The organism is Candidatus Allofournierella merdavium (genome assembly GCF_944382735.1).
Taxonomy (GTDB): Bacteria; Bacillota; Clostridia; order Oscillospirales; family Ruminococcaceae; genus Allofournierella_A; species Allofournierella_A merdavium.
Window position 1 is genome coordinate 108,565 of the sequence record NZ_CALWND010000007.1, and the last position, 26,994, is coordinate 135,558.

The 26,994-nt window shown below is 64.9% G+C and carries 31 protein-coding genes and 1 other annotated feature; of the genes, 16 read left to right on the plus strand and 15 right to left on the minus strand.

Annotation, left to right across the window (positions count from 1 at the left end):
* The first annotated feature begins 90 nt into the window (after nt 1-90).
* The 9 genes from ACH2A7_RS07330 to ACH2A7_RS07370 all read left to right on the plus strand — a co-directional run bounded on the left by ACH2A7_RS07330 (nt 91) and on the right by ACH2A7_RS07370 (nt 8,060).
* Nucleotides 91-774, plus strand: a complete 684-nt coding sequence (locus ACH2A7_RS07330; protein WP_394961071.1) for a hypothetical protein — start codon at nt 91-93, stop codon at nt 772-774.
* 225 nt (nt 775-999) lie between these two features.
* Entirely contained in the window at nt 1,000-1,482 is a 483-nt protein-coding gene (locus tag ACH2A7_RS07335; RefSeq protein WP_394961072.1) for an NfeD family protein, read from the plus strand.
* A 25-nt stretch (nt 1,483-1,507) separates the two neighbouring features.
* Nucleotides 1,508-2,440 (plus strand): SPFH domain-containing protein, encoded by a 933-nt coding sequence (locus ACH2A7_RS07340; protein WP_394961073.1) that lies wholly within the window; start codon nt 1,508-1,510, stop codon nt 2,438-2,440.
* A 24-nt stretch (nt 2,441-2,464) separates the two neighbouring features.
* Complete coding sequence (locus ACH2A7_RS07345) at nt 2,465-2,893, plus strand: hypothetical protein (protein ID WP_394961075.1); 429 nt, start codon at nt 2,465-2,467, stop codon at nt 2,891-2,893.
* A 92-nt stretch (nt 2,894-2,985) separates the two neighbouring features.
* Nucleotides 2,986-3,414 carry a hypothetical protein gene (locus ACH2A7_RS07350; RefSeq protein WP_394961076.1) on the plus strand — a complete coding sequence of 143 codons (429 nt, stop codon included), beginning with the start codon at nt 2,986-2,988 and terminating at the stop codon, nt 3,412-3,414.
* 262 nt (nt 3,415-3,676) lie between these two features.
* On the plus strand, nt 3,677-4,885 hold the full coding sequence (locus ACH2A7_RS07355) for a phosphoglycerate kinase (RefSeq protein ID WP_394961078.1): 1,209 nt from the start codon (nt 3,677-3,679) through the stop codon (nt 4,883-4,885).
* A gap of 94 nt (nt 4,886-4,979) precedes the next feature.
* Nucleotides 4,980-5,747: a triose-phosphate isomerase gene (gene tpiA, locus ACH2A7_RS07360; protein WP_394961079.1), complete on the plus strand. Its 768-nt coding sequence runs from the start codon at nt 4,980-4,982 to the stop codon at nt 5,745-5,747.
* A gap of 61 nt (nt 5,748-5,808) precedes the next feature.
* Complete coding sequence (gene gpmI / locus ACH2A7_RS07365; protein ID WP_394961080.1) at nt 5,809-7,329, plus strand: 2,3-bisphosphoglycerate-independent phosphoglycerate mutase; 1,521 nt, start codon at nt 5,809-5,811, stop codon at nt 7,327-7,329.
* Nucleotides 7,330-7,418: 89 nt separating this feature from the next.
* Nucleotides 7,419-8,060 (plus strand): sugar O-acetyltransferase, encoded by a 642-nt coding sequence (locus tag ACH2A7_RS07370; protein WP_394961081.1) that lies wholly within the window; start codon nt 7,419-7,421, stop codon nt 8,058-8,060.
* 48 nt (nt 8,061-8,108) lie between these two features.
* Here ACH2A7_RS07370 and ACH2A7_RS07375 read toward each other — a convergent pair whose 3' ends face one another.
* From ACH2A7_RS07375 to dapF, 3 genes are all read right to left on the minus strand, one after another.
* Nucleotides 8,109-8,582, minus strand: a complete 474-nt coding sequence (locus tag ACH2A7_RS07375; protein ID WP_394961083.1) for a GNAT family N-acetyltransferase — start codon at nt 8,580-8,582, stop codon at nt 8,109-8,111.
* A 68-nt stretch (nt 8,583-8,650) separates the two neighbouring features.
* Nucleotides 8,651-9,052, minus strand: coding sequence for a pyridoxamine 5'-phosphate oxidase family protein (locus ACH2A7_RS07380; RefSeq protein WP_394961084.1), 402 nt, complete (start codon nt 9,050-9,052; stop codon nt 8,651-8,653).
* A gap of 21 nt (nt 9,053-9,073) precedes the next feature.
* A complete protein-coding gene (dapF, locus tag ACH2A7_RS07385) occupies nt 9,074-9,898 on the minus strand; it encodes a diaminopimelate epimerase (RefSeq protein WP_394961085.1) in 825 nt (274 codons plus the stop codon).
* Nucleotides 9,899-10,113: 215 nt separating this feature from the next.
* Here dapF and acpP point away from each other — a divergent pair, with 215 nt between their 5' ends.
* Nucleotides 10,114-10,344: an acyl carrier protein gene (acpP, locus tag ACH2A7_RS07390; RefSeq protein WP_177522187.1), complete on the plus strand. Its 231-nt coding sequence runs from the start codon at nt 10,114-10,116 to the stop codon at nt 10,342-10,344.
* A 136-nt stretch (nt 10,345-10,480) separates the two neighbouring features.
* A complete protein-coding gene (gene proS / locus ACH2A7_RS07395; RefSeq protein ID WP_394961086.1) occupies nt 10,481-11,920 on the plus strand; it encodes a proline--tRNA ligase in 1,440 nt (479 codons plus the stop codon).
* Between the two features lie 206 nt (nt 11,921-12,126).
* On the opposite strand, the gene ACH2A7_RS07400 is transcribed toward proS, so the two are convergent.
* The 4 genes from ACH2A7_RS07400 to ACH2A7_RS07415 form a co-directional block, all read right to left on the minus strand.
* Nucleotides 12,127-12,495, minus strand: a complete 369-nt coding sequence (locus tag ACH2A7_RS07400; RefSeq protein ID WP_394961088.1) for a response regulator — start codon at nt 12,493-12,495, stop codon at nt 12,127-12,129.
* Nucleotides 12,496-12,572: 77 nt separating this feature from the next.
* Complete coding sequence (locus ACH2A7_RS07405; protein WP_394961089.1) at nt 12,573-13,064, minus strand: chemotaxis protein CheX; 492 nt, start codon at nt 13,062-13,064, stop codon at nt 12,573-12,575.
* Nucleotides 13,065-13,080: 16 nt separating this feature from the next.
* The gene (locus tag ACH2A7_RS07410; RefSeq protein WP_394961091.1) at nt 13,081-14,676 is read right to left on the minus strand and encodes a DUF342 domain-containing protein; all 1,596 of its coding nucleotides are present in this window, start codon (nt 14,674-14,676) and stop codon (nt 13,081-13,083) included.
* Between the two features lie 253 nt (nt 14,677-14,929).
* Nucleotides 14,930-15,595 carry a metallophosphoesterase gene (locus tag ACH2A7_RS07415; protein WP_394961093.1) on the minus strand — a complete coding sequence of 222 codons (666 nt, stop codon included), beginning with the start codon at nt 15,593-15,595 and terminating at the stop codon, nt 14,930-14,932.
* A 153-nt stretch (nt 15,596-15,748) separates the two neighbouring features.
* On the opposite strand from ACH2A7_RS07415, the gene ACH2A7_RS07420 reads away from it, so the two are divergent.
* From ACH2A7_RS07420 to ACH2A7_RS07430, 3 genes are read left to right on the plus strand one after another with little or no spacing between them, the layout of a single operon-like run.
* Nucleotides 15,749-17,113, plus strand: coding sequence for a D-alanyl-D-alanine carboxypeptidase family protein (locus ACH2A7_RS07420; protein ID WP_394961094.1), 1,365 nt, complete (start codon nt 15,749-15,751; stop codon nt 17,111-17,113).
* A 24-nt stretch (nt 17,114-17,137) separates the two neighbouring features.
* The gene (locus ACH2A7_RS07425; protein ID WP_394961095.1) at nt 17,138-18,592 is read left to right on the plus strand and encodes a nicotinate phosphoribosyltransferase; all 1,455 of its coding nucleotides are present in this window, start codon (nt 17,138-17,140) and stop codon (nt 18,590-18,592) included.
* A gap of 53 nt (nt 18,593-18,645) precedes the next feature.
* Entirely contained in the window at nt 18,646-19,053 is a 408-nt protein-coding gene (locus ACH2A7_RS07430; protein WP_394961096.1) for a hypothetical protein, read from the plus strand.
* A 130-nt stretch (nt 19,054-19,183) separates the two neighbouring features.
* On the opposite strand, the gene ACH2A7_RS07435 is transcribed toward ACH2A7_RS07430, so the two are convergent.
* The 8 genes from ACH2A7_RS07435 to rpmG form a co-directional block, all read right to left on the minus strand.
* Entirely contained in the window at nt 19,184-20,869 is a 1,686-nt protein-coding gene (locus ACH2A7_RS07435; protein ID WP_394961097.1) for an alpha-glucosidase, read from the minus strand.
* 406 nt (nt 20,870-21,275) lie between these two features.
* Nucleotides 21,276-21,647 (minus strand): 50S ribosomal protein L7/L12, encoded by a 372-nt coding sequence (gene rplL / locus ACH2A7_RS07440; RefSeq protein ID WP_394961098.1) that lies wholly within the window; start codon nt 21,645-21,647, stop codon nt 21,276-21,278.
* A 75-nt stretch (nt 21,648-21,722) separates the two neighbouring features.
* On the minus strand, nt 21,723-22,232 hold the full coding sequence (rplJ, locus tag ACH2A7_RS07445; RefSeq protein ID WP_394961099.1) for a 50S ribosomal protein L10: 510 nt from the start codon (nt 22,230-22,232) through the stop codon (nt 21,723-21,725).
* Nucleotides 22,233-22,267: 35 nt separating this feature from the next.
* Nucleotides 22,268-22,419, minus strand: a sequence feature (ribosomal protein L10 leader region).
* Nucleotides 22,420-22,518: 99 nt separating this feature from the next.
* The gene (gene rplA, locus ACH2A7_RS07450; RefSeq protein WP_394961100.1) at nt 22,519-23,214 is read right to left on the minus strand and encodes a 50S ribosomal protein L1; all 696 of its coding nucleotides are present in this window, start codon (nt 23,212-23,214) and stop codon (nt 22,519-22,521) included.
* A 60-nt stretch (nt 23,215-23,274) separates the two neighbouring features.
* On the minus strand, nt 23,275-23,700 hold the full coding sequence (gene rplK, locus ACH2A7_RS07455; protein ID WP_394961103.1) for a 50S ribosomal protein L11: 426 nt from the start codon (nt 23,698-23,700) through the stop codon (nt 23,275-23,277).
* 140 nt (nt 23,701-23,840) lie between these two features.
* Nucleotides 23,841-24,362: a transcription termination/antitermination protein NusG gene (gene nusG / locus ACH2A7_RS07460; RefSeq protein WP_394961104.1), complete on the minus strand. Its 522-nt coding sequence runs from the start codon at nt 24,360-24,362 to the stop codon at nt 23,841-23,843.
* A gap of 33 nt (nt 24,363-24,395) precedes the next feature.
* Nucleotides 24,396-24,647, minus strand: coding sequence for a preprotein translocase subunit SecE (secE, locus tag ACH2A7_RS07465; protein ID WP_394961105.1), 252 nt, complete (start codon nt 24,645-24,647; stop codon nt 24,396-24,398).
* Nucleotides 24,648-24,662: 15 nt separating this feature from the next.
* Complete coding sequence (gene rpmG / locus ACH2A7_RS07470) at nt 24,663-24,812, minus strand: 50S ribosomal protein L33 (RefSeq protein WP_177522308.1); 150 nt, start codon at nt 24,810-24,812, stop codon at nt 24,663-24,665.
* A 287-nt stretch (nt 24,813-25,099) separates the two neighbouring features.
* Here rpmG and ACH2A7_RS07475 point away from each other — a divergent pair, with 287 nt between their 5' ends.
* Nucleotides 25,100-26,176, plus strand: a complete 1,077-nt coding sequence (locus tag ACH2A7_RS07475; RefSeq protein ID WP_394961106.1) for a D-alanine--D-alanine ligase family protein — start codon at nt 25,100-25,102, stop codon at nt 26,174-26,176.
* A complete protein-coding gene (gene murI, locus ACH2A7_RS07480) occupies nt 26,169-26,984 on the plus strand; it encodes a glutamate racemase (protein ID WP_394961107.1) in 816 nt (271 codons plus the stop codon). The genes ACH2A7_RS07475 and murI overlap by 8 nt, the downstream gene beginning before the upstream one ends.
* The last annotated feature ends 10 nt before the right edge of the window (nt 26,985-26,994 follow it).

Below are 26,994 nucleotides of genomic sequence, written 5' to 3' on the forward strand. Positions count from 1 at the left end.
GCCTTCGCCGCGTAGCGGCTGGCCGCCCGCCGGCCGCTGCCCCGGCTGTTCTATGCCCAGGCGGCTGTCACGCTGGCGGGGCTGGGGTATATGCTGGCCTGCCCGGGGGTGAAGCTGCGCAGCGCGGGGGAGGCGGCCTCCTATTACCGGGACTTCGCCATGCAGAGCATTCTGAGCAAGGCGGAGGCGGGCATCTCCGGCGCGCTGGGGGAGTTGTTTCTGGACCGGAACCTCCTTTACACCCTGTTTTTCGCGCTGCTGGCGGCGGCGGTCTGGCAGGCGAGCCGCTGCCTGTTCTACCGGCTGGTCTGCCTGGCGCCCCTGGCGGCCCAGCTGACCCTGGGGGTGCTGCTGCGCCACTGGCGCGGCCGGCTGCCCGCTTTGGCCGACGCGGTGACGGCCGCCCGGGGTGTGGGCACCGTCCATGTGTCCAACTGCAATGACCCGCTGGCCTATCTGCCCTTCCTGCTGCTGTGCGGGGGCTTTGCCCTGGTGTGCGGCTGCGTGTACATCGCCCTGGGGCACACCTCCGCGTCCTTCGCGGCGCTGGCTTTGCTGCTGGCGGGCTTTTGCACCCGGGCGGCCATCGGCTTCACCCCCGCGTCGGCGGTGTCGGGCGAGCGCACCGGCTTCCTCTTTGCGGCCTGCGTGGCCGGCTGCGGCCTGCTGCTGGGCCGGCAGCTGGAACTGCGCCGCCCCTGGCAGAAGGCGCTGGCCGCGGCGGTGGTCCTGCCGCTGGCGGCGGTGCAGTTCATATCCCTCTGGGAGATCTGAACAGGGCGCGCTTTTTTTGCCGTTCCCTTTCCCCGGCGTGCCCCGCACCGGCCCCGCTGGCCCCGGAAGCGCCCTTTGCCCGCCGCGGGCGAAAACGGGCGAAATTCACCGTTTTTGTGATATTTCCGCCTTTGTCAATCGTATTGGTTTTTGATAAGATAAAGACAGCACCGGTGCCCGCGTCCCTGCGGGAAGGGCGGCCATGGCCGCCGGAAAGGAGTCTTTATGTTCCAACCCATCCTCGTGCCCGAGCCGGCCGCCATCGCCGGCTGGCTCATCGCCCTGGCGCTGTTCATCATCCTGGAGGCCGCCACCGTCAGCCTGGTGAGCATCTGGTTCGCCGTGGGCGCGCTGGCCGGGCTCATCACCAGCCTGTTCACCGGCAACCTGCTCTATCAGCTGCTGGCCTTCGCGCTGGTCAGCGCGGCGGCGCTGGCGGTCACGAAACCGCTGGTGGGCCGGATGCGCAGCCGCCGCCCCGCCGCGGCCCTGGGCCTGGAGCGCAACATCGGCCGCCGGGCGGTGGTGGTGCAGCCCCTGCGGCCGGGCCTGTCCGGCCGGGTGCGGCTGGACGGCGTGGACTGGTCCGCCGTCTGCCCGTCGCCGCTGGAGGCGGGCGACGAGTGCGTCGTCACCGCCGTGGACAGCGCCACCCTGCGGGTGGAACCGGCGCGGCAGCCGGCCCCCGAAACCCCCTCACACCTGTAAACCCCCAAAAAAAGGAGGAATCGTCATGCCCTTTGTTCTGTTCATCGTCATCCCCGTGGTCCTGATCGTCGTCATCCTGCTCATCAGCTGCATCTGCCTGGTGCCGCAGGCCACCGCCTACGTGATGGAGTGGCTGGGCGTCTACCACGCCACCTGGGAGGCCGGCCTGCACTTCCGGGTGCCCTTCCTGATGCGGGTGGCCAAAAAGGTCAGCCTGAAGGAGCAGGTGGTGGACTTCAAGCCCCAGCCGGTGATCACCCGGGACAACGTCACCATGCAGATCGACACGGTGGTCTTCTTCCAGGTCACCGACGCCAAGCTCTTCACCTACGGCGTGGAGCGCCCGATGGCCGCCATCGAGAACCTCACCGCCACCACCCTGCGCAATATCATCGGTGAGATGGAACTGGACCACACCCTCACCAGCCGGGACGTCATCAACACCAAGATCACCGCCATCCTGGACGAGGCCACCGACAAGTGGGGCATCAAGGTCAACCGGGTGGAGGTGAAGAACATCATCCCCCCCGCCGAGATCCAGGACGCCATGGAAAAGCAGATGAAGGCGGAGCGCCAGCGCCGGGAGAGCATCCTGCGGGCCGAGGGCGAAAAGCGCAGCGCCATCCTGGTGGCCGAGGGCGAAAAGGAGAGCGCCATCCTGCGGGCGGACGCGGTGCGGGAGCAGCGCATCCGGGAGGCCCAGGGCGAGGCCCAGGCCATCATGGAGGTGCAGAAGGCCCTGGCCGACTCGCTGAAGCTGCTGAACGAGGCCGCCCCCAGCGACCGGGTGCTGGCCCTGAAGGGGCTGGAGGCCCTGGAAAAGGTGGCGGACGGCAAGGCCACCAAACTCATCATCCCCAGCGACATGCAGAACCTGGCGGGCCTGGTCACCTCGGTGAAGGAGATGCTCGCCGACGCGCCCAAAACTGACGGAACGGCCCCGGCCGCCCGGAAATAAAATCACATTGAGGAGGAAGATTTCATGAACGACACACAACTCAAAGGCAGGATGATGCTCAAGGTGGTGGGCATCCTCTACATCGTTTTTGCGGCGATCAGCATTTTTGGCGGCCTTGCCGCCATCGTGGGCGGCGCGGCTCTGGGCGTCGCCATGGGCGGCGATGTGGCCGTGGGCCTGGGCGTCGTCGCCGCGGTGCTGGGCCTGGTGGCCATCCTGGGCAGCGTATTCGGCCTGGTGGTGGGCATCCTGGGCGTCAAGTGGTGCAACCGGCCGGACAAGGCGGGCGTGCTCTTTGTGCTGGGCATCGTGCTGGTGGTGCTGGCGGCGCTGCAGCTGCTGGCCGCCTTCAGCGGCGACGGCTCCACCTCTGTGGTGAGCGCCCTCATCGGGCTGGTGCTGCCGGTGCTCTACACCGTGGGCGCCTGGCAGAACAAACAGAGCCTGCAATAAAATGACCCAGGAAGGGCCGGGGCGTCCGCCCCGGCCCTTTCGCTCTCTTTGACCCCCGCTTCAAAAAATACCCTATAAAAGGAGAAACACCCATGCACAACACCGACCTCAAGGGCAGGCGTCTGCTCAAGGTGACCAGCATCCTGTACATCATCCTGTCGGCCCTGGGGCTTCTGGCCGCCTTGGGCATCATTGCCGTCGGCCTGGCGTCGGGCGCCTCCGGCGGCGAGGGCCTGGCGCTGGGGCTCACCGTGTCCATCATTGCCCTGGGGGTGTTCGCCATCCCCAGCAGCCTCTTCAGCCTGGTGGCCAGCATCCTGGGCCTTCGGTGGTGCGGCCGCCCCGACAAGGTCCGCCCCCTCTTTGCGCTGGGCCTGGTGCTCTCGGCGGTGGCGGCGCTGAACCTGCTGCTCAGCCTTTTCGGCGACAATCCCAGCGCGCTGGCGGGGGACCTGGTGCGGCTGGTGCTCTCGGTGCTCTACGCCGCGGGCGCCTGGAGGAACAGGCAGAGCCTGCAATAACACCAAAAGGCCGGGGGACCCTCCCCGGCCTTTTCTTCACCCCGCGCTCCGCCCCTCCCCGGGCCCGCCGCGGCCCTCGTTTCTCCCGCGCCCCGCCGCTTGCCGCCCCCGCGCCTTTTGTGCAAGTTTCGGGCACGTCCGGGGGAGGATATTGTTAAATGAATAACGGCAAATATCTTGCGAAATGCACCGGGATTGATTATAATAGGGATAGGTATGCAAATGCCCATGAGAACTTCAAAATCGAGAGGAGAAACAGACGATGGGTTTGGGTAAAAAGACCGTGGAAGAGATGGACGTGCGCGGCAAGCGCGTGCTTGTGCGCTGCGATTTCAACGTGCCGATGAAGGACGGCAAGATCACCAACGACAACCGCATCGTGGCGGCGCTGCCCACGATCAAAAAGCTGATCGAGAACGGCGGCAAGGTCATCCTGTGCAGCCATCTGGGCAAGCCCAAGAACGGCCCCGAGGAGAAGTTCAGCCTGGCCCCCGTGGCGGTGCGCCTGTCCGAGCTGCTGGGCAAGGAAGTCGTCTTCGCCAACGATGACGAGGTGGTGGGCCCCAACGCCAAGGCCGCCGTGGCCGCCATGAAGGACGGCGACGTGGTGCTGCTGCAGAACACCCGCTTCCGCAAGGAGGAGACCAAGAACCTGCCCGAGTTCAGCAAGGATCTGGCCAGCCTGGCCGACTGCTATGTGAACGACGCCTTCGGCAGCGCCCACCGGGCCCACTGCTCCACCGCCGGCGTCACCGACTACATCAAGGACACCGCCGTGGGCTACCTGATGGAGAAGGAGATCCGCTACCTGGGCAACGCCGTCAACGATCCTGTCCGGCCCTTCACCGCCATCCTGGGCGGCGCCAAGGTCGCCGACAAGCTGAACGTCATCTCCAACCTGCTGGAGAAGGTGGACACTCTGATCATCGGCGGCGGCATGGCCTACACCTTCGTCAAGGCCCAGGGCTATGAGACCGGCAAGAGCCTGTGCGACGACTCCAAGATCGACTACTGCAAGGAGATGATGGAAAAGGCCAAGGCCAACGGCGTCAAGCTGCTGCTGCCTGTGGACACCGTCTGCGTCAAGGACTTCCCCGATCCCATCGACGCCGCGGTGGACACCACCGTCTACCCCATCAGCCAGATGCCCGCCGACATGGAAGGCTGCGACATCGGCCCCGAGACCATGAAGCTGTTTGCCGACGCGGTCAAGGCTTCCAAGACCGTGGTCTGGAACGGCCCCATGGGCGTGTTCGAGAACCCCACCCTGGCCGCCGGCACCCTGGCTGTGGCCAAGGCTATGGCTGAGAGCGACGCCACCACCGTCATCGGCGGCGGCGACAGCGCGGCAGCCGTCCAGCAGATGGGCCTGGGCGACAAGATGACCCACATCTCCACCGGCGGCGGCGCCTCCCTGGAGTACCTGGAGGGCAAGGAGCTGCCCGGCATCGCCTGCATCCAGAACGCCTGATTTTGAACGCATCCGCCTCAGCCGCCCGGCCCTTTGCCCGGCGGCTGGGGCCTTTTGCGGCCATCCTATAAATAAAAAAGCGAGGGAATACACCATGGATAAAGCCAACCGCAAAGCCGTTATCGCCGGCAACTGGAAGATGAACAAGACCGCCACCGAGGCCGCCGCTCTCATCGACGAGCTCATCCCCGCCGTGAAGGGCGCGGGCTGCGAGGTGGTCATCTGCACCCCCTTCACCAGCCTGGTCACCGCCGTGGAAAAGACCAAGGGCACCAACATCCATGTGGGCGCCGAGAACGTCCACTTTGAAAAGAGCGGCGCCTTCACCGGTGAGATCAGCGCCGACATGCTGGTGGATCTGGGCGTGGAGTACGTCATCACCGGCCACTCCGAGCGCCGGCAGTACTTCGCCGAGACCGACGAGACCGTGAACAAGCGCACCCTGGCGGGCCTCGCCGCCGGGCTGAAGGTGATCGTCTGCGTGGGCGAGAACCTCACCCAGCGGGAGCAGGGCGTCACCGAGGAGCTGGTGCGCATGCAGACCAAGATCGCCCTGCAGGGCGTCAGTGCCGAGGCGATGAAGAACATCATCATCGCCTATGAGCCGGTGTGGGCCATCGGCACCGGCCGCACCGCCACCGCCGACCAGGCCCAGGAGGTCTGCGCCGCCATCCGCAAGGTGCTGGCCGAGCTCTACGGCGAGGCGGTGGCCAAGGCCACCACCATCCAGTACGGCGGCAGCATGAACGCCGGCAACGCCGACGAACTGCTGGCCAAGCCCGACGTGGACGGCGGCCTGATCGGCGGCGCCTCCCTGAAGGCGGACGCCTTCGCGGCCATCGTGGCCGCCGCCGGCAAGTAAAAAACCACCGCGGCGCGCCGGCGGGCCCGGCGCGCCCTTTTGTCAAAAGGAGATATCTTTTATGTCGAAAAAACCCCTGCTGCTCTGCATCCTGGACGGCTTCGGCTGGGTGCCCGAGCAGAAAAACGGCAACGCCATCGTGGCGGCCAACACCCCGAACCTGGACAAACTCTTCGCCAGCTGCCCCTACACCACCATCGGCGCCTCCGGCCTGGACGTGGGCCTGCCCGACGGCCAGATGGGCAACAGCGAGGTGGGCCACACCAACATCGGCGCCGGCCGCATCGTCTATCAGGAGCTCACCCGCATCACCAAGGCCATCCAGGACGGCACCATCCGCCAGAACCCGGCCATCGTGGGCGCCATGAAGTCCGCGGTGGAAAACGGCAAGGCTTTGCATCTGATGGGCCTGCTCAGTGCCGGCGGCGTCCACAGCCACATCCAGCACCTCTTCGGCCTGCTGGACATGGCCAAGGACCTGGGCGTGAAGGAGCTCTACGTCCACGCCATCATGGACGGCCGCGACGTGCCCCCCGACTCCGGCAAGGGCTACATCGCCCAGCTGCAGGACAAGCTGAACGAACTGGGCATCGGCAAGATCGCCACCGTCACCGGCCGCTACTACGCCATGGACCGGGACAACCGCTGGGACCGGGTGGAAAAGGCCTACGCCGCCTTCGTCTACGGCGAGGGCGTGAAGGGCGAGCCGCTGGAAGTGATGGAGAACAGCTACGCCGCCGGCGTCACCGATGAGTTCGTGGTGCCCGCCGTCACCTGCGAGGGCGGCCGCGTGTCCGAGGGCGACAGCGTCATCTTCTACAACTTCCGCCCCGACCGCGCCCGTGAGATCACCCGCACCTTTGTGGACGACGATTTCACCGGCTTCGAGCGCCGCAATGGCCGTTTCCCGGTCAATTACGTTTGCTTCACCCAGTACGACGCCACCATGCCTAACGTGGAGGTGGCCTTCAAGCCCGAGAGCCTGGACAACGTGCTGGGCGCCTACCTTGCCAAGTGCGGCAAGACCCAGCTGCGCATCGCCGAGACCGAGAAGTACGCCCACGTGACCTTCTTCTTCAACGGCGGCGTGGAGGCCCCCTTCGAGGGGGAGGACCGGGCCCTGATCCCCAGCCCCAAGGTGGCCACCTACGACCTGAAGCCTGAGATGAGCGCCTACGAGGTGGCCGACGAGTGTGTCAAGCGCATTGAGAGCGGCAAGTACGACGTGATCATCCTGAACTTCGCCAACTGCGACATGGTGGGCCACACCGGCGTGTTCGAGGCCGCCGTGAAGGCGGTGGAGGCCGTGGACGAGTGCGCCGGCAAGGTGATCGACGCGGTTCTGAAGGCGGGCGGCCAGGTGCTGCTCACCGCCGACCACGGCAACGCCGACCGGATGTACGACACCGACGGCTCGCCCTTCACCGCCCACACCACCAACCCGGTGCCCTTCCTGGTGGCCGGCGCGGGGAACGTGAAGCTGCGCCAGGGCGGCGTGCTGGCGGACATCGCCCCCACCATGCTCAAACTGCTGGGCCTTGCCCAGCCCGCCGAGATGACCGGCAAGAGCATCATCGAGTAAATACGGCGGCCGCCGCGGCCGCACACAGGCCAAACCGCGCCCCCCGGGGCCGGTTTGGCCTTCATAGTATCAGGGAAGGAGAGAACGGCATGTCGGAGGAAGAGAAGATCCGGGCGGGGGTTTTGTTCTGGCCCATGGACCCGGAGCTGGTGGCCATCAAGCGGAGGACCCACAACCTGAGCGTGGACTACAACAAGACCCACGAGGACGAAGTGGAAAAGCGGGAGGCGATCCTGCGGGAGATCCTGGGGGAGATGGGCGAGGGGCTGTATATGCAGGGGCCCATCACCTTCCACTACGGCAGGCACACAAAGATCGGCAAAAACGTCTTCATCAACTTCAACTTCACCGTGCAGGACGACGGGGAGGTCACCATCGGGGACCACTGCGACTTCGGCCCCAACGTCACCATCGTGACGCCGGTGCACCCCATGATCGCCTCCGAGCGCAAGGCCATCCGCACCGCCGGGGGAGAGGTCAAACGCCTGTGCTACGCAAAGCCGGTGCACATCGGCAACAACTGCTGGTTCGGGGCGGGGGTCACCGTCTGCCCCGGGGTGACCATCGGGGACGGCTGCGTCATCGGCGCGGGCGCCGTGGTCACCCGGGACATCCCCGCCGGCAGCTTTGCGGCGGGCGTTCCCGCCCGGGTCATCCGTCCCATCACCGAGGCGGACAGCATGCGCCACAAGCCCGATATCCTGGCGGACAACCAGGTCATCGAAGAGTAAACAGCGGCCCCCTCCCGCAAGGCGGGAGGGGGCCGCTGTTTTTTGATCTCAGTCCGGGCGGCGCAGCAGCAAGAGCCGCTGGCTGGTACCCTCCTCAAAGCGGCTCTCGCCGGTGGGGGCAAACCCATGGGCGGCGTAAAACCGCCGCGCGCCCGTGTTTGCCTCCAGCGCCCAGAGATGGTCGGCTTCAAAGCAGGTCACGGCGAACGCAAGCAGCGCCGCGCCCACGCCCCGGCCCTGAAAGCACGGGTCCACAAAAAGCTTTTCCACCTCCCGTCCCCGAAGGCGGACAAAGCCCCGCAGCACCCCGTCGTCCCAGACGAAGGTGCGGGCGAGCGCGTCCCGATCCTCCGCGAGCTGCCGCGCCAGAGGCACCACCTGCATCTCGCGGAAGGAATACTGTTCATCCTTGAAGATGGGGAAGAAGTTCAGCCGGTTGTTGAAGACCAGGATCTCCGCGAGGCGCCCGGCGTCCTGCGCCGCCGCGGGGCGGATGAAGGGCGCAAATGCGCTGTGTTCCATGCGCTGCCTCCTTTGCCGGATGAAAAAGGCGGCCGGGGAAGTCTCCCCGGCCGCCGCGTGTTTCGCGTTCAGAATTTCGCCAGCAGCCTTGCGTTGTCCTGCCGGTCGAAGACCATGGCGCTGATGTGGTCCAGGTAGATCAGCGCCAGGCGCTTGCCGCTGTTCTCGCCGAAGCTTTCCTTCAGGTCGGGCATCTCCGCGAAGGCGGCGGCGTAGGCCTCGGGGCTGGTGTCAAAGTTCACGGTGCCGCGGATGCGGATCCAGTCGTTATCGCTCAGGGCGGTGGTCAGCTCCAGGTTGGTGTTGTCCAGCAGCTGCTTGTAGGCCTCCTTGTGCTTGCCCATGGCGATGTAGAAGCGGTCGTTCCACACCATGTAGTGATTGATGGGCCGCACCCGGGGCAGATAGCCCTCCACCGTGGCCAGGTACAGCACCGGCCGGCCTTCCAGCACCTTTTTCAGTTCTTCCATGTTCCCTTGCTCCTTCCCCACTCAAATGTTCGCTGTGCCGGTGAAGGCGGTGCGGGCGGGGCCGGTCATCAGCACCCGCCAGTCGCTGCCCACCCGGATGGTGAGGCTGCCGCCCAAAAGGTCCACCCGCACGTCCTGGTCGGGGCGGCACAGCCCCTCGGCCACGCAGGCGGCCACGCTGGCGCTGGCGCCGGTGCCGCAGGCCAGCGTCTCGCCGCTGCCCCGCTCCCACACCCGCATCTTCAGCCGGTCGGGCCCCAGCACCTGAATGAACTCGGTGTTCACCCCTTCGGGGAAGGCCATGTGGTGCTCAAAGCCGGGGCCGATCTTTGCCAGGTCAACCCCGGCCACGTCCGCCACCCGGGTCACACAGTGGGGATTGCCCACCGACACGCAGGTCACCGGCCAGGCCCGGCCGCCCACCATCAGCTCCTTTTGGATGGCCGGCCCGTCGCCAAAGCCCGTGGCCGGCAGGTCCCCGGGGGAGAAGCTGGCTTTCCCCATCTCCACCTGCCAAAGCCCGTCGCCCATCCGGCGCAGCGCCTTGATGCCGGCCCGGGTCTCCACCTTCACCTCATCCTGCGCAAGGCCGTGTTCGTACAGCCACTGGGCCACGCAGCGGATGCCGTTGCCGCACATCGCGCCCTCGCTGCCGTCGGCGTTGAACATCCGCATCCGCGCGTCGGCCACGTCGCTGTGGCAGATGCAGATCAACCCGTCCGCCCCCACGGCGAAGTGCCGGGGGCTCAGGGCCACCGACGCCGCGGCCGGGTCAAAGGAGAGGCCGGCAAGGCAGTCCACATAGATGTAGTCGTTGCCGCAGCCCTCCATTTTGGTAAAATTCAAAACCAACGAAAATACCCCCTCCCGGGGCGAAAAAGGGCGATGTGCGCCCGCCGCCCGCGCTCTGATTTTATTATAGCGTCAAACCCCGGCCAGCACAAGGAAAACCGCCAAAAAACTTGCCCGAGGCCCTTGACAACCCCGTACAGATAGGCTATAAAATGATATAGTATAAACACACCGCGATTGCGGAGCAACAAAAAGGGAGTTTAGTGATTATGGATACTTTCGAACGCATCCGTGAGCTCTTGGCCGAACAGCTGGATATCGACGAGGACAAGATCACCATGGACAGCGATATTCTGGAGGATTTTGAGGCCGACAGCCTGGACGTCGTGGACATGGTCATGACCCTGGAAGACGAGTTCGGCGTGGAAGTGCCCGACGAGCAGATCGAGAATTTCCACACCGTCGGGGACGTCGTGCGCTACGTCGAGGAGAACAGCTGAACAGCGATGGCTGTGATCGCGCCCCTGCAGCAGTGCGGGGGCGTGTTTTTTACTGCGGCAGCACCGTGCGACCCGCCCACGGCGTTGGGTCCGTGCGGCCCTGCCCTACCAAACCGAGGAGGAAGGAACGGCGCAAATGAGCGAACAGAAGAAGAAACTGGTGGAGGCCATCACCCCCATCAACGAGGACTTTGCCCAGTGGTACACCGACGTCTGCCTCAAGGCGGAGCTGGTGGACTATTCCAGCGTGAAAGGCTGCATGATCCTGCGGCCCTACGGCTACGCCATCTGGGAGAACATCACCCGTATCCTGGACGGCATGTTCAAAGCCACCGGCCATGAGAACGTGGCCATGCCCATCTTCATCCCCGAGAGCCTGCTGCAAAAGGAGAAGGACCATGTGGAGGGCTTCGCCCCCGAGGTGGCCTGGGTCACCCACGGCGGCCTGGAGCAGCTGGAGGAGCGGCTGTGCGTGCGGCCCACCAGCGAGACGCTGTTCTGCGACCACTTCGCCCATGTGCTGCACTCCTGGCGGGACCTGCCCATGAAGTACAACCAGTGGTGCAGCGTGGTGCGCTGGGAAAAGACCACCCGCCCCTTCCTGCGCAGCCGGGAGTTCTGGTGGCAGGAGGGCCACACCATCCACGAGACCGCCCAGGAGGCCATCGAGGAGACCGAACAGCAGCTGAACACCTACGCCGAGCTGTGCGAGAAGTACCTGATGATCCCGGTGGTGAAGGGCAAGAAGACCGACAAGGAGAAGTTTGCCGGCGCGGAGGCCACCTATACCATCGAGGCCATGATGCACGACGGCAAGGCGCTGCAGAGCGGCACCAGCCACTACTTCGGCGACGGCTTCTCCCGCGCCTTTGACGTGCAGTTCACCGGGCGGGACAACCAGCTGCAGTACCCCCACCAGACCAGCTGGGGCGTTTCCACCCGGCTGGTGGGCGCCATCATCATGACCCACGGCGACGACGAGGGCCTCATCCTGCCCCCGGCCATCGCCCCCTACCAGGTGGTCATCGTGCCGGTGGCCGCCCACAAGCCCGGCGTGGCTGAAAAGGCCGCTGAACTGGCCGCCCGGGTGGGCAAGTTCGCCCGGGTCAAGCTGGACAACTCCGACAACAGCCCCGGCTGGAAGTTCAGCCAGTGGGAGATGAAGGGCGTGCCCCTGCGCCTGGAGATCGGCCCCAAGGACCTGGAGAAGAACCAGTGCGTGCTGGTGCGCCGCGACACCCGGGAGAAGATCTTCGCCAGCCTGGACGAGCTGGAGATCGCCATTCCCGCGCTGCTGAACGAGCTGGCCCAGAACCTCTACGCCCGGGCGCTGGAAAACCGGGAAAACCGCACCTGGGCTGCCACCACCATGGACGAGGTGAAGGCCCTGGCCGAGGCGAACAACGGCTACATCAAGACCATGTGGTGTGGCGATGTGGCCTGCGAGGAGAAGATGAAGGAAGAGGTGGGCCTCTCCAGCCGGTGCATGCCCTTCGAGCAGGAGCACCTCTCCGACGTCTGCCCCGTGTGCGGCAAGCCCGCCAAGGTGATGGTCTACTGGGGCAAGGCCTATTGATACACCGGCGTTTGCGATCCAAAAACACCGCCGCGGAACGGCATGTTCCGCGGCGGTGTTTTTTGTTTTGTGCTAAACCTGTGGGAGCGGGGAAAGGCAGGGAACGGAGGTTCCCTGCCAAAGGCACAGCAGACCGCCCCCGCCGCCCGAAGGGGCGCAGGGGCTTGGCTGCTTCAGGGGGCGGACGAGTCCGTCCCCGCCGGTGTTCACGCCTCGGCGAAAGCCTTCTGCATGGCCTGCAGCAGCTGGTCCTGGTCGAAGGGCTTGAAGACGAACCCCTTCGCGCCCAGCGCCTCGGCCTCTTTGATGGTGTCGTCGTAGGCCAGGGAGGACACCATCAGAATGCGGGCCTCGGGATGGGCGGCCAGCAGGGCGCGGGCGGCCTCCAGCCCGTCCATGCCGGGCAGGATGATGTCCATGGTGACCAGATCCGGGTTCACCTTGTCGTACTGATCCAGGGCCTCCTCGCCGGTCTGGCAGCAGGCGACGACCTCGTACTCCCCTTCCGGCAGCACCTTCTCCAGCTGCAGCTGCGCGATGCGGGAATCGTCCACGACCATGATTTTTTTCGACATTTGTCTCACTCCTGTTTAGCGTCTTTCGTCAGGGAAATAAGAAGGACCCCCGCCCGGGAAGGGCGTGCGGGACGGCTTTATGAGGAAGGAGGTTTCCCGCCCGAGGGCGGCCCCAGGCAGATCACAAGGTGCATGCTTTCGTTGTGGAGGCTGTTGTAGCCGATGTCCCACCAGGAGGCCGGCTCGCGTTCCGGCAGGTACCGGCCTGTGTGGAAACAGGGCACCTGAAAGCGCGGGGCCTTGTGCCCCGGCTGAAACAGCAGCGAGCTGATGCGCCCGCAGACCACGTTGAAGTATTCGGTGGCCACATCCGCGATGTCCTGCCCGGTCACGGTGTCCTGGCACATGATGTTCCGGGCCAGGCGGGCCAGCAGCGAGGTGTCGGCACAGAGAAACAGATCGGCCCGGCAGTCGCCCTCCATCACCGTGTGCACGGTGCAGATGTCCTCGGTGAGGGGAGCCTGCCGTTCGGTCAGTTCGATCCCGCCGTAGCGGCGGGTGACGTCCTGCATGGAACGGCTCAGAGAATGACGAAATTCCGCGGAACCGCAGCGGTACAATTCGCTCATCTCCTTTCTGCCGATCTTACAGATACCGCACCCGCTCGTCGGCAAAGCCGATGGTGCAGTCCTGCCGCACGCGATCCACCGAGAGGGAGACCCCTTCGATGGTCACGAGGGTACCAGGATAGGCGGTGTCGCACACCACCCGGGCGGGGACGCTCTTTTTCTCCCGGGAGAACAGCGCCTCCAGGTCCCGGTTCACCTTGTCCAGTTTGGCCTGGGCGATGCACCGGTTCAGCCGCAGTTTGGCCAGCCGGGCCTCCCGGTCGGGCCCCGTCGGCTGCTGCAGCGTGTGGTCGATGTCGGCGGCAATGCGCTTGAGTTCCTCCTGCAGCTGCGTGCCCTGGGCCGCTTCGCAGGGGCTGCCGCCCAGGACCAGATGGGTGGAGCGCTCGGCCTTGGAGCCGATGGTGTCGGCGCGGATCTCCCGCGCGGCGCGGACGGTGCCGCCGATCAGCACCCCCCGGCCGGTGCGCGCCTGCACGGTGCCGTTGCTGTACACGTCGCAGTTGATGATACAGTCGGCAAAAACGTCCTGCAGCGCGTAGACGGCGCAGTGCTCCAGGTACTTGGCGTACACCCGCTTGTGGGCGTAGAGCGTCGCCTGGTCCTGCCCGTGCACGCCGCTGGACACGATGATGTGTTCGCCCGCCTCAATGGAGCAGTTTTCCACGGCCCCGTCGATCTGCACGTTGCCGGTGGCCCGCACCGAGGCGCCGCCGGGCAGATCGCAGTGGATGTGGACGTCCCCCAGAAAATTGATGTTGGAGGCGGGGGAGAGGGCCGGTTCGTCCAGATGAAGCACCGGCTTGACCTGAAAGCTGCGGCCGGAGAAGGTCACATGCCCGGCGCAGTCCGCCACCAGAAAGCGGCCGTCCGCGGTCAGGCGGGTGTTCCGGCCCGCCGGCACCTCCGCCGGTTCGCCCGGAAGGCCGGGCAGGTCTTCGCCGGTCACCGTGGTGCCCGGGGTGCCGGGCCCGGGGGGAAGGATCTCACAGATCACGTCGCCGGCGCCAATGTCCCGCACCAGCTGCAGGGTGGTGTAGTTCTCCTGGCCCAGCCCGGACGCCTGTATCTGCCCCTCCAGCGTGCGGGGCACCCGGTCGATCACCCGGCCTTTGTGCCCCGGCCCGGGCAGCGTGCCCCGGGCCACCGGCAGGGGGGTGAAGTAGCGGTCGGGCATTTGGGGGATCTGGCGAAGCATCCGCCAGTCGATGCCGGTGGTCACGTCGTGGTCCAGCAGCGCCCGCAGCAGCTGGGGTGTGGTGAGCTCCGGCCCCACCCCCAGAGGGGGGAACAGGAACAGCCAGGCGGCCATCTTGTCCGAGGACACCAGCACCAGCGAGCCGGCCTCCAGATACGCGCCGGGGATCACCGCCTTTTCCAGCCGCACGCGAGCCGCGTGGCTGATGAGGATGCGGAACCGCCGCATCTGGGTCTGGGGGTCGGCGGCGGGCATGGTCTCACTCTCCGGCAGCGCCTCCAGAAAGTCCAGCCGCACCGGCTGCGGGATCTCCTCCCCCGCCCGGATGGACCGCAGAAGGCCCAGGGGATGCCCAGACGGAAACAGCATTACCCAGTCCGGATGCCACCGGGGGCTTGCGCCGGAAATTTCCATCCATCCCGTCCCCTTTCCGCGCAGGGCTCCCGCATTGCGGCCAAGCCGGCGCACGATGTGAAATGGTTGTCATTATTTTATATCGACCGCATGGAGGAAAAGTGTAAGTAGCCAGGAGGGGAAAAACAAAAAAAATATCCCATATTGCAATTTAGACGGGGAATATTTTGTGCAAAATGCCCATTGCCCTGGCGCAAAAACAGCCGGCCCGCCGCTGTCTGAACCAGCGGCCGCCGGCGTTTCCGGCACAGGGTCACTCCAGAGGGATGACCTTGAGGAACACCGCCTGCACCTTGGGGCTGAAGGTCACATCCTTGTGGTAGCGGCCGAACAGCCATTTTTTGTAGCGGGTGGTCTTCATGATCTGGTCGAAGAAGTTGTGCAGCCAGTTGGGCTGGCCCCGCATCAGCTGGGCAAACTCCAAAATCTGCAGCGGCGCGTCGTGGGTGAGGATATAGTCCACCTCGCCCCCCGCCGCCTTCAGGTTCTCGGCGCAGTATTCCAGTTCGTCGCTGGTGGGCATCTCCGCCCGCCACCAGTTGAGGCCCTCCTCCCGGTCCTCCTTGTCCCAGCTCTCGGCGCCGCCGAAGCACAGCAGCTTTTTGCCCTCCAGTTCCAGCACGCTGCCCCGCTGGATGTAGTAGAGGTTGCCCCCGATGTGCCGGGCTTTGCCGCCCAGGAACTCCTCCACGGGATAATCCCGCAGCATGTCGAAGTTCTCGTGGCAGCCATCGATGAAGAGGAGGCGGTAGCGGCGCTTTTCCAGCCACTTGAGGTGCTTTTGCTCCGCCTTGTCCCCCGACCAGAGAAAGCCGAAGTCCCCCAGCACGATGAGGGTGTCGCCCTTTTTCAGCTTTTTGATGGCCTTGTCGGCAAAACGCTCGATGTCGCCGTGGAGATCGCCGGTCACATAAATCACGGGGGAACACACCTCTTTCACACAAAAAGCCTTTATAAGCGGCCGTAAAACTGCTATAATATATGAGATACCATCCGGGGCGGGGCGCCGCGCTCCGCCCCGGCGGGCAGTCATCTGATGTTTATTGTAACGCCTTTAAAGGGAAAAGTCTATATGAAAAAAACCATCGCCTTTCTGCTCACCCTGGCGGTGCTGGCCGGGCTGCTGGCGCTGCCGGCGTCGGCGGCGGGCTTCACCCCGCCCTTTGAACTGGCGGCCCCCGGGGCCTATGTGGTGAACACCGACACCAACATCATCGTCTACGAGAAGAACAGCACCCAGGTGCTGCCCACCGCCAGCACCGCCAAGGTGATGACCGCCATCCTGCTGCTGGAACAGTACCAGGACCAGCTGGATTCCATCACCGTGGCCATGCCCCGCTACATTCAGGACGAGCTTTACGGCAAGGGGATGCAGGTGGCGGACATCCGCCCGGGCGAGAGCCACACCCTGCGCAACCTGCTCAACGCCATGCTGGTGTACAGCGGGGCGGACGCGGCCATGATCATCGCGGACTATGTGGGCGGCGGCAGCCAGGAAAACTTCGTCTACATGATGAACGCCAAGGCCAAGCAGATCGGCTGCACCGACACCAACTTTGTGGACGCGGTGGGCATGAGCATCGAGAACGTCACCACCGCCCGGGATCTCTACCTGATGTTCCGCTACGCGTTGAGTTTCGACACCTTCAAGGAGGTCATCGCCACCGAGAAGTACGACATGGGCGCGATGCCGCCCCGCTACACCGCGGGCACCTACAATCTGTTCAACACCAACGTGATGATCCGGGAGGGGGCCGGGGCGGAGTTCTACCGCAGCTACTGCAAGGGCGGCAAGACCGGCACCCTGGAGGACTGGTCCAACCTGGTGGCCTGGCACAACCAGGACGGAAAGACCTACATCTCGGTGGTGCTGAACAGCCCCAACTCCTGCGACCCCATCGGCGTGAAATACCTGGACGCCAGCGGCAACCCCAAATACAACCCCGCCGCCTACGAGACGGGCGAACTGATGGACTGGGTGTTCGAGAGTTTTGACATCCTGCCCGCCCTGGACAAAAACGAGCCCATCCAGCAGGTGTCGGTGAAGTACTGCGCCGAGACCGACCGGCTGATGCTCTACCCGGCGGACGACCTGCTCACCATCCTGCCGGTGGGGGCCGACGAGAGCATCACCCAAAAGACCTTCCACCTGCCCGAGAGCGTGGCCGCCCCGGTGAAGCAGGGGGATGTGATCGGCACGGTGGACATCTCCCTGTCCGGCGAGGTGATCGGCACGGTGGAACTGCTGGCCGAGCGTGATCTGGATCGCAACCTGGTGCTTTACACCCTCAGCCGGGTGGGCGAGTTCTTCTCCAGCCTCTACTTCAAGGTGCTGGCGGTGCTCACCGGGCTGGCGGTGGCGGTGTATCTGGTGCTCTATTTTATTTCGCTGACCAGACGGCGCGGTTCCAAAAAGATCCGCCGCCGCCCGTATTGAACCAAGCAAGAGGGGGAACCAAGTATGCAGGACGTGAAACGCAATCTCACCACCATTATGGACTTTTACGAGCTGACCATGGCGGCGGGCTATCTGGAGGAGGGCTATGAGGACAAGATCAGCGTCTTCGACATGTTCTTCCGCAGGATCCCCGACGGCGGCGGCTACGCCATCATGGCCGGGCTGGACACCTTCATCGACGCGGTGGAGAACCTGAAGTTCACCGACCAGGACATCGAATACCTGGCCTCCACCGGGGTGTTCAACGAGAAATTTCTGGATTATCTGCGCGGCTTCACCCTGCACTGCAACATCTGGGCCATCCCCGAGGGCACGCCCATCTTCCCCCAGGAGCCCATCGTCACGGTGGAGGGCCCCTCCATCGAGTGCCAGCTGCTGGAGACGCTGCTGCTGGTGACCTTCAACCACCAGTGCCTGGTGGCCACCAAGTCCAATCGCATCGTGCGCAGCGCCCAGGGGCGGCCGGTGATGGAGTTCGGCGCCCGCCGGGCCCAGGGGTACGACGCGGCGGTCTACGGCGCCCGGGCCGCCTACATCGGTGGCTGCTCCTCCACCAGCTGCGTCATGGCCGCCCGGGACTTCGGCATCCCCGCCAGCGGCACCATGGCCCACAGCTGGGTGCAGATGTTCGACAGCGAGTATGAGGCTTTCGCCAAGTACGCCCGCATGTACCCGGACGGCTGCGTGCTGCTGGTGGATACTTACAATGTGACCAAGAGCGGCGTGCCCAACGCCATCAAGGTGTTCGACGAGGTGCTAAAGCCCCTGGGCAAGCGGCCCAAGGGCATCCGCATCGACTCGGGCGACATCGCCTACCTCTCCAAAAAGGCCCGCAAAATGCTGGATGAGGCCGGCTATGAGGACTGCCCCATCTGCGCCTCCAACAGCCTGGACGAGTACATCGTGCGGGACCTGATCCTGCAGGAGGCCAAGATCGACAGCTTCGGCATCGGCGAGAACCTCATCACCGCCAAGAGCGACCCGGTGTTCGGCGGGGTCTACAAGCTGGCCGCCGTGAAGGAGGGGGATACCTATATCCCCAAGATCAAGGTGAGCGAGAGCGTGGAGAAGATCACGCTGCCCTGCCTGAAAAAGGTCTGGCGCATCTACGACAACTACACCCGCAAGGCCATGGCGGACTATGTGGCGGTGTACGACGAGGAGGTGGATGAGCACGAGGAGCTCACCCTCTTCGACCCCAACCAGACCTGGAAACAGCGCACCTACAAAAACTGCACCGTGAAGTGCCTCACCACCCCCATCTACCAGCAGGGCAGGCTGGTGTACGACCGGCCCACCGTGGAGGCCATCCGCGCCTCCTGCGCCACGCAGGTGGAAAACCTGTGGGAGGAGATGCGCCGCTTTGAGTACCCCCACCGGTATTATGTGGACTATTCCCACAAATTGTGGAAGTGCCGCCAGCAGCTGCTCACCCAGATCTCCCGCATTGGCCGGTAAAACCGCACATAAAAAGCGTCACCCGGGGAACACTGTTCCCCGGGTGATTTTGTATGATCGAAAAAAGCGCGCTGTTTTGTCTGGGCGCCCTGGGCTACGGCTGCATTGAACTGGCCTGGCGGGGGCGCACCCACTGGACCATGCTGCTGGCGGGTGGGGTGTGTATGCTGGCCCTCTGGGCACTGAACGAGCGGCATGCCCGCTGGCCGCTGCTGGTGCGCTGCGCCGCCGGCGCGGTGGTCATCACCGGCGTGGAGCTGGCCTTCGGCGTGGTGTGCAACCTGCTGCTGGGCTGGCGGGTGTGGGATTACTCCCTGCTCTGGGGCAACCTCTGGGGGCAGATCTGCCCGCTCTACTCGAGCCTGTGGTTTTTGCTCTGCATCCCCATCTTCGGCAGCCTGTCGCTCAGCCGTGCCCGTCTGAACGCGCCGGCGGCCCCCGGCGGCGGGCAGGAGGGGTGAGGGGAGCGGCGGCGGACAGGGACGCGGCCTCCCCGCGCAAGCTTTCCGAACCCTGCCGCCCGGGTCGTGAATCGGAAAGCCCCGTGCAAAACCTTCGCCACGCCTGAGGGCGGCGGAGGGCGCCGCCCTTTTACGCCAGTTCCACCACCGCCGCCTGCCAGGGGGCGAGGGTGAGAACGCCGTGTGTCAGGGCGGGCGCGCCGTCCGAGCACAGCAGCACCGCCCCGGCTGCGCCGGGCAGTTCCAGCCGCTGTTCGCCGCCGCTGAGGTTGGAGGCCACCAGCAGCCGCCGCCCGCCGCCGTCGCGCACAAAAGCCGCCAGGCCCGGCTGCTCCTGGTGCACCGGCGCAAAGCCGCCCCACACCAGCGCCTCTTTATACTTATCGTTCTTTCTCGAGGATATCAACTGTTTGTAAAATTCCAGCACCGAACCGGCCACCCCGTCCTGGGCCTGCACGTTCACCCGGGTGTAGTTGGGGTTCACCGGCAGCCAGGGCGTGCCCGCGGTGAAGCCGGCGGCGTGGCCGTCCGTCCACTGCACGGGGGTGCGGGCGTTGTCCCGGCTCATGGGGGCCACCCGGGCCAGAGCCTCGGCGGGGGAGAGGCCCGCCGCCAGCGCGGCGGCGTATTCGCCCCGGGTGTTCACGTCGTCCACCCCGTCGATGGAGGGGAACACCGTGTTGGTCATGCCGATCTCCTGCCCCTGGTACAGGAAGGGCAGCCCCGGCAGCAGCATCTGCACCGCGGCCAGGGCCTTCTGTGCCCGGGGGTCGGAGGCCGCCTCCTCGGGCAGGTAGTGGCTGACGCCCCGGGGCTCGTCGTGGTTCTCGATGATGTTGCTCAAAAACCCGATGCCGGCGGCCTGGCGGGCGCTGGCAAAGGCGCAGTCCCGATAGTCGTCCGGGCCGGGCTTCTTCGCGGCGTACCAGCCTTTGGGGCTTTTGCCCCAGCAGGCGGCGGAGAAGTCGAACATGCTGGAGAAAAAGCCTTCCCGGCCGATGAACAGCGACAGTTCGGCGGGGTCGGTGTCGAACACCTCCCCCACGGTGAAGGCGTCGTGGGGGGCAAAGGCCTCGTCCCGCAGCTGGCCCAGATAGGTGTGCAGCCGCCGGCGGGCGACGGGGTCCGCCAGCATCTTCCGGCAATCCGCCAGGCCGTCCGGCCGGTCGGGGGCGAAGCTCTCCCACCGCTCCGGCTTGCCGATGTTCACGATGGCGTCGATGCGAAAACCGGCCACCCCTCTGTCCAGCCACCAGTTCACCATCTCCATCACCTCGCGGCGCACCGCGGGGTTCTGCCAGTTCAGGTCCGGCTGCTTTTCACAGAACAGGTGCAGGTAATAAAGGTCCTTCCGGCCGGGCACCGGGCTCCACACGCTGCCCCCAAAGTAGCCCCGCCAGTTGGTAGGCGGCGCGCCGTTCTCGCCCTTGCGAAAATAAAAGTACCTGCCATAGGGCCCCTCCGGGTCGGCCAGGGCCTTCCGGAACCAGGGGTGCTCGTCGGAGCAGTGGTTCGCCACCAGGTCCATGATGACGTACATGCCCCGGCGCTTTGTCTCCGCCAGCAGCCGGTCCATATCCTCCAGGGTGCCGAAGCGGGGGTCGATGCCCCGGTAGTCGGCGATATCGTAGCCCTGATCCGCCAGCGGGCTTTTGTACACCGGTGAGAGCCAGAGGATGTCCACCCCCAGCCCCTTGAGGTGATCCAGCCGGGCGATGATGCCGGGGATATCCCCCACGCCGTCGCCGTTGGAATCCTGAAAACTTTTGGGCCAGATCTGATAACAGACCTTGTCCTGCCACCATTTGCGCTCCATCCCGCTGCCTCCCTTGCGGTTGATTTTCCCGAACTATTATAGGCATTTTCAAAACGGGTTGCAAGGGGAGCGGGCGTTTCCGGGAACCGGAAAGGGCGGGCGGCCCTGCCGCCGGCCTGCCCCGTGCAGCCCTGCCGCCGGCCTGCCCCGCGCGGCCGCTGCCGCCGGCCTGCCCCGTGCAGCCCTGCCGCCGGCCTGCCCCGCGCGGCCGCTGCCGCCAGGCCTGCCCCGCGCGGCCGCTGCCGCCAGGCCTGCCCCGCGCGGCCGCTGCCGCCAGGCCTGCCCCGCGCGGCCCTGCCGCCCGGTTTTCCCCGCGCGGCTCCGTCGCCGCCTCGCGCGCGCAAAAAAGGCCGCCGCACCCGGATGGGTGCGACGGCCTGGCAGATGCTCAAAGGCAGGAAAGAACTTACTTCAGTTCCACCTTGGCGCCGGCTTCTTCCAGCTTCTTCTTCATCTCTTCGGCGTCGGCCTTGGAAGCGGCCTCCTTCAGGGTCTTGGGAGCGTTGTCCACCAGATCCTTCGCTTCCTTCAGGCCCAGACCGGTGACTTCCTTCACGGTCTTGATAACGGCCATCTTGTTGGCGCCGACCTCGGCCAGCACCACGTCGAACTCGGTCTTCTCCTCAGCGGCGGGAGCGGCAGCGGCAGCGGCAGGAGCGGCAGCGGCCACGGCGGACACGCCGAACTCCTCGCAGTAGGTGTCGATGAGCTCTTTCAGCTCCAGAACGCTCAGCTCTTTGACAGCGTCAATGATCTTGGTGATTTTCTCAGAAGCCATTGTATTTACCTCCAATGTAGTGTATTTTTTGTGCGGGCGGCGTCAGGCGCCGGCCCTTGTGTGTGCCGCAAACGATCAGGCGGCGGGTTCCTCGCTCTTGTCGGCGTACGCCTGCATGGCCACCGCCAGACCGCTGAGGGTGCTGGTGAGGGCGCCGGCGAACATGGAGAGCATACCCTCCAGGCCGGGCAGCTTGGCGATCTCCTCCACGGAGGCCTTGTCCATCAGCTTGCCGTCCATATAGCCGACCTTGACGTTGAACTTGTCCTTCGCGGCGTCGGAGTACTTGCACAGGATGCGGGCGGCGGCGATGCGGTCCTCCTTGGCGATGGCCAGGGCGGTGGTGCCTTCCAGCACCTCGTTCATGCCTTCCAGCTCGGTGCCGTTGATGGCAAGACGCAGCATGGTGTTCTTCACCACGAAGTACTCCACACCGGCCTCGCGAAGCTCCTTGCGCAGCTTGGTGTCATCGGCCACGTTGATGCCTTTGTAGTCCACCACGACGCCAGCCACGGAATTGGCGATCTTCTCCTTCAGCGCGGCCACATACGCCTGCTTTTCGGTCAAAATCTTCTCACTGGGCATTTCGGTTTCACCTCGTTTCAAGCGATAACATTCTTTCATCGCGACAAAAAGCCCCTTTCCCGCGCGGCGAGAAAGGGGCATAAACATGCACAGTTACAGTGTTATGCGCGTTTCTCGGCAGGCGGGCGAAAGCCCTTTACGCTATGCAATGAGCACCTGCTGTCTTAAAAACAGCATTATTATTATAGCGGTGAAGGCGGGGATTGTCAAGCTTTTTTTGCAAAGAGACCCGATCCCCGCAAAAAGGCCGGGGGAACGCCCCGGCCTTTTTCTGTGCGGTTTGGGATCAGCCGCCGAACTTGGCGCCGTTCAGCTTGATGCCGGGGCCCATGGTGGTGGCCACGGTGGCGCTCTTGATATACTGGCCCTTGGCGGCGGCGGGCTTGGCCTTCACGATGGCGTCCATCACCACGCGCAGGTTGTCGCCCAGCTTCTCGGGGCCAAAGCTGGCCTTGCCCACGGGAACATGGATGATGTTCTGCTTGTCCAGACGGTACTCGATCTTGCCGGCCTTGGCCTCGGTCACGGCCTTGCCGATGTCGGGGGTCACGGTGCCGGCCTTGGGGTTGGGCATCAGGCCGCGGGGGCCCAGGATCTTGCCCAGACGGCCGACCTGGCCCATCATGTCCGGGGTGGTGACCAGCACGTCGAAGTCGATGAAGCCCTCGTTCTGGATCTTGGCGATCAGGTCGGCGTCGCCCACCATCATCGCGCCCGCCTCCTCGGCGGCCTTGGCGGCGTCGCCCTTGCAGATGGCGATGACCCGCACGTTCTTGCCGGTGCCGTGGGGCAGCACAACGGCGCCGCGGACCTGCTGGTCGGCGTGACGGCTGTCCACGCCCAGACGCACATGCAGCTCAACGGTCTCGTCGAACTTGGCCTTGGCGGTCTGGCAGCAGAGGGAAAGGGCCTCGTCGGCCTCGTACAGCTTGGAACGATCGACCAGCTTGGCGCTGTCGACGTAGTGTTTACCGTGTTTCATAACTTTATCCTCCTGTGTGGTCTATCGGATCAATTTCCTCCCACTTGAATCAGCAGCGGTTCACTCGGTGACGGTGACGCCCATGCTGCGGCAGGTGCCGGCGATCATGCTCATCGCGCTCTCCAGGTTGGCAGCGTTCAGGTCGGGCATCTTGGTCTTGGCGATCTCTTCCAGCTGAGCCTTGGTGATGGAAGCCACCTTGGTCTTGTTGGGAACGCCGGAACCGCTCTCGATGCCGCAGGCCTTCTTGATCAGCACCGGGGCCGGAGGAGTTTTGGTGATAAAGCTGAAGGAACGGTCAGCGTAGACGGTGATGACCACCGGGATGATGTAGCCGATGTCCTTCTGGGTGCGCTCGTTGAATTCCTTGGTGAACGACATGATGTTCACGCCGTGCTGGCCAAGCGCGGGGCCGACAGGGGGGGCCGGGGTCGCTTTGCCGGCCGGGATCTGCAACTTGATGTAACCAGTTACTTTTTGCGCCATTTTAATGCACCTCCAAAATTTGTGGTAAGCTAGCGGGCCGAAGGCTTCGGCCCTCCCACGGGCGCGGGGAAGACCGCACCCTATAAAAACCGCGCCTGGCGGCTCTTACCATTGCCTCGCCCGCCTTCGCGGGCACGTTCTCACAGGGGCTTTGCCTGCCCCAGTTCCAGTTCGGCGGGGGTCTCGCGGCCGAACATGGAGACCTTGACCTTCACCTTCTGGGCCTGCAGGTCGATCTCGTCCACCACGCCCACGAAGCCCTCCAGCGGGCCCGCGGTGATCTGGACGTTGTCGCCCACCGCATAGTCCAGCGTGAGCTCGGCCTTGGTGTTCATGCCCAGCTTCTCCGCTTCCTCGTCGCTCAGCGGCTCGGGTTTGGACGAGGGGCCCACAAAGCCGGTCACGCCGCGGCAGTTGCGCACGATGTACCAGCTTTCGTCGGTCATGACCATCTTTACCAGCACATAGCCGGGGAACAGTTTGCGCTCCACCAGGCGTTCCTTGCCGTCCTTCAACTCGGGCACCATCTCCACCGGCACCTTGACCTCCTGGATGAGGTCCTGCAGGCGGCGGTTTTCCACGATGGTCTCCAGGTTGGTGGCCACCTTGTTCTCATAGCCGGAATAGGTGTGCACCACATACCACAGTGCCTGTTCGGCCATCTCGCGTTCACTCCCCTCGTTTTCTGCTTGCGTTTACAGGTTCTGGGCCAGCGCCAGCACGCCGTCGCGGCCGAAGCCGAAGAGCAGGTCCAGCGCCAGCACCACCACCGCGGCGATGATGACCACCACGATGACCACGATGGTGTTGTTCACCACCTGCTTCTTGGTGGGCCACACCACCTTCTTCATCTCACTGACGGTGTCGCGCAGAAACTTGCCGATGCCCTTGAACCAGTTTTTGACCTTCGAGAAGAAGCCGGGCTTTTTGCTGCTCGTTTCAGCCATGGTATCCCGCCTTTCTCACTTGGTCTCGCGATGGACAGTATGCTTTCTGCAGAAACGGCAATACTTCTTCATCTCGAGCCGGTCGGGGCTGTTCTTCTTGTTCTTCTTGGTGTTGTAGTTGCGCTGTTTGCACTCCGTGCAGGCAAGGGTGATTTTCACTCGCATTTGTCTTCGGCACCTCCATTTAACGGTTTGTTTAGCCTCCCTGACAATTGCAGGCTGCACCCGAAAATGGGCACAAAAAAATAAACCTGCAAAAGAGGTGATATCATCATATCACACGCGGCCCGTCCCGTCAAGAGAAAATGTCGCCCGGATCCCGAAAAAAAAGCCGGCGGGCCGGCCCTTTTGCCAGTAGCGCGGGGGGCATTTTTATGGTATTATTAGAATACTTATGGGCATATGCCCCCCGACGGGGCCCATCTTGCCCGAAGAGAGAAGGAACGAACCAGATGAAAAAACTGACTGTTGCGCTGCTGTTCGGCGGCGTTTCCAGCGAGCACGACGTGAGCTGCGTGTCGGCAAAGACCTTTGCCGACGGCCTGGACCCCGCCCGCTACGACGTGTACAAGATCGGCATCACCAAAAACGGCTGCTGGCTGTATTATCCCGGGCCTTCCGACCGGATGCCCAACGACGAGTGGATGGGCTACACCGGCTGTGTGCCCTGCCTGATCAGTCCCGACCGGGACTGCCACGGCATGCTCATCTTCGGCGAGTACGGCGTGCGCAGCGTGCGGCTGGATGTGGCCATCCCGGTGCTCCACGGCAAAAACGGCGAGGACGGCACCGTGCAGGGCCTGCTGGAACTGGCGGGCATCCCCTATGTGGGCTGCGGGGTGCTGGCCAGCGCCGCCTGCATGGACAAAGTGGTGGCCTGCGCCCTGTTCGACGCGGCGGGGGTGCCCCACTGCCGGTGGGACTGGGCCTCCCGGGCCGGCTGCGCCGACTTCGACGCCCTGGCCGACCGCCTGGAGGCAAAACTGGGCTGGCCCATCTTTGTAAAGCCCGCCAACGCGGGCAGCAGCGTGGGCATCAGCAAGGCGCAGGACCGCGCGGGCCTGAAAGCCGCCATCGCCACCGCCCTGGCCGAGGATGACAAGGTGGTGTTTGAGCGCTTTGTGCGGGGGCAGGAGGTGGAGTGCGCGGTGATCGGCAACCAGTGCCCGGTGAGCACCCGCCCCGGCGAGATCCTGGCCAGCGAAGAGTTTTACACCTACGACGATAAATATGTGCTGGGCACCAGCCGCACCCTGATCCCGGCGCGCCTTTCGGAGGAAAAGCTGGACGAGGTGCGCGCGCTGGCCGAAAAGGCCTACGCCGCCCTGGGCTGCCAGGGGCTCGCCCGCTGCGACTTCTTTGTGGAGGCGGACGGCACGGTGCTCATCAACGAGATCAACACCATGCCCGGCTTCACCGCCATCAGCATGTACCCCAAGCTGATGGAGAACGCCGGCAAGCCCCTGGGCGCGCTGCTGGACGAACTGGTGGAACTGGCGCTGGCGCGGGCGGAGGGCTGCCATGGATGAGCGTGCCATCGGCGTGTTCGACTCCGGCGCGGGCGGCCTCACCGCGGTGCGCCAGCTGCGGCGGCTGCTGCCGGAGGAGAAGATCGTCTACTTCGGCGACACCGGCCGGGTGCCCTACGGCACCCGCAGCCCGTCGACCATCTTTCAGTACGCCAGGCAGGACATCGCGTTTCTCCTTTCCAAAAACGTCAAATTCCTGCTGGCGGCCTGCGGCACGGTGAGCAGCATCCTGCCCGCCGACTACGCCGCCGCCCTGCCGGTGCCCTACGCCGGCGTGGTGGACGCGGCCAGCGCGGCGGCGGCGGCCGCCACCAAAACCGGGCGCATCGGGGTCATCGGCACCAGCGCCACCATCCGCAGCGGCAGCTACGAGGAGCGGCTTCACCGGATGAATGCGGACTATCGGGTCTTTGCCAGGGCCTGCCCCATGTTCGTGCCGCTGGTGGAAAACGGCTATGTGGAGCCGGGCGACCCGGTCACCGCCGCCATCGCGCGCCAGTATCTCACCCCTCTGCGGGAGGACGAGGTGGACACCCTCATCCTGGGCTGCACCCACTACCCGCTGATCGCCCCCGCCATCGCCGGGGTGATGGGCCCGGAGGTGACGCTGATCGACGCCGGGCGGGAGGGCGCGCTGCTGGCCCGCCGCCGCCTGACCGAGCTGGGCCTGCTGGCCCCCGCGGGGCAGACGGGCGGCGCCGAATACTATGTGAGCGACGAACCGGAGGGCCTTTTGCCCTTCATCCGGCTGTTCGTGGGCGGGGACGAAAGGGGCCCTGTGACCCGAGTGGCCATCGACAACTACTGACCGGGGCCGC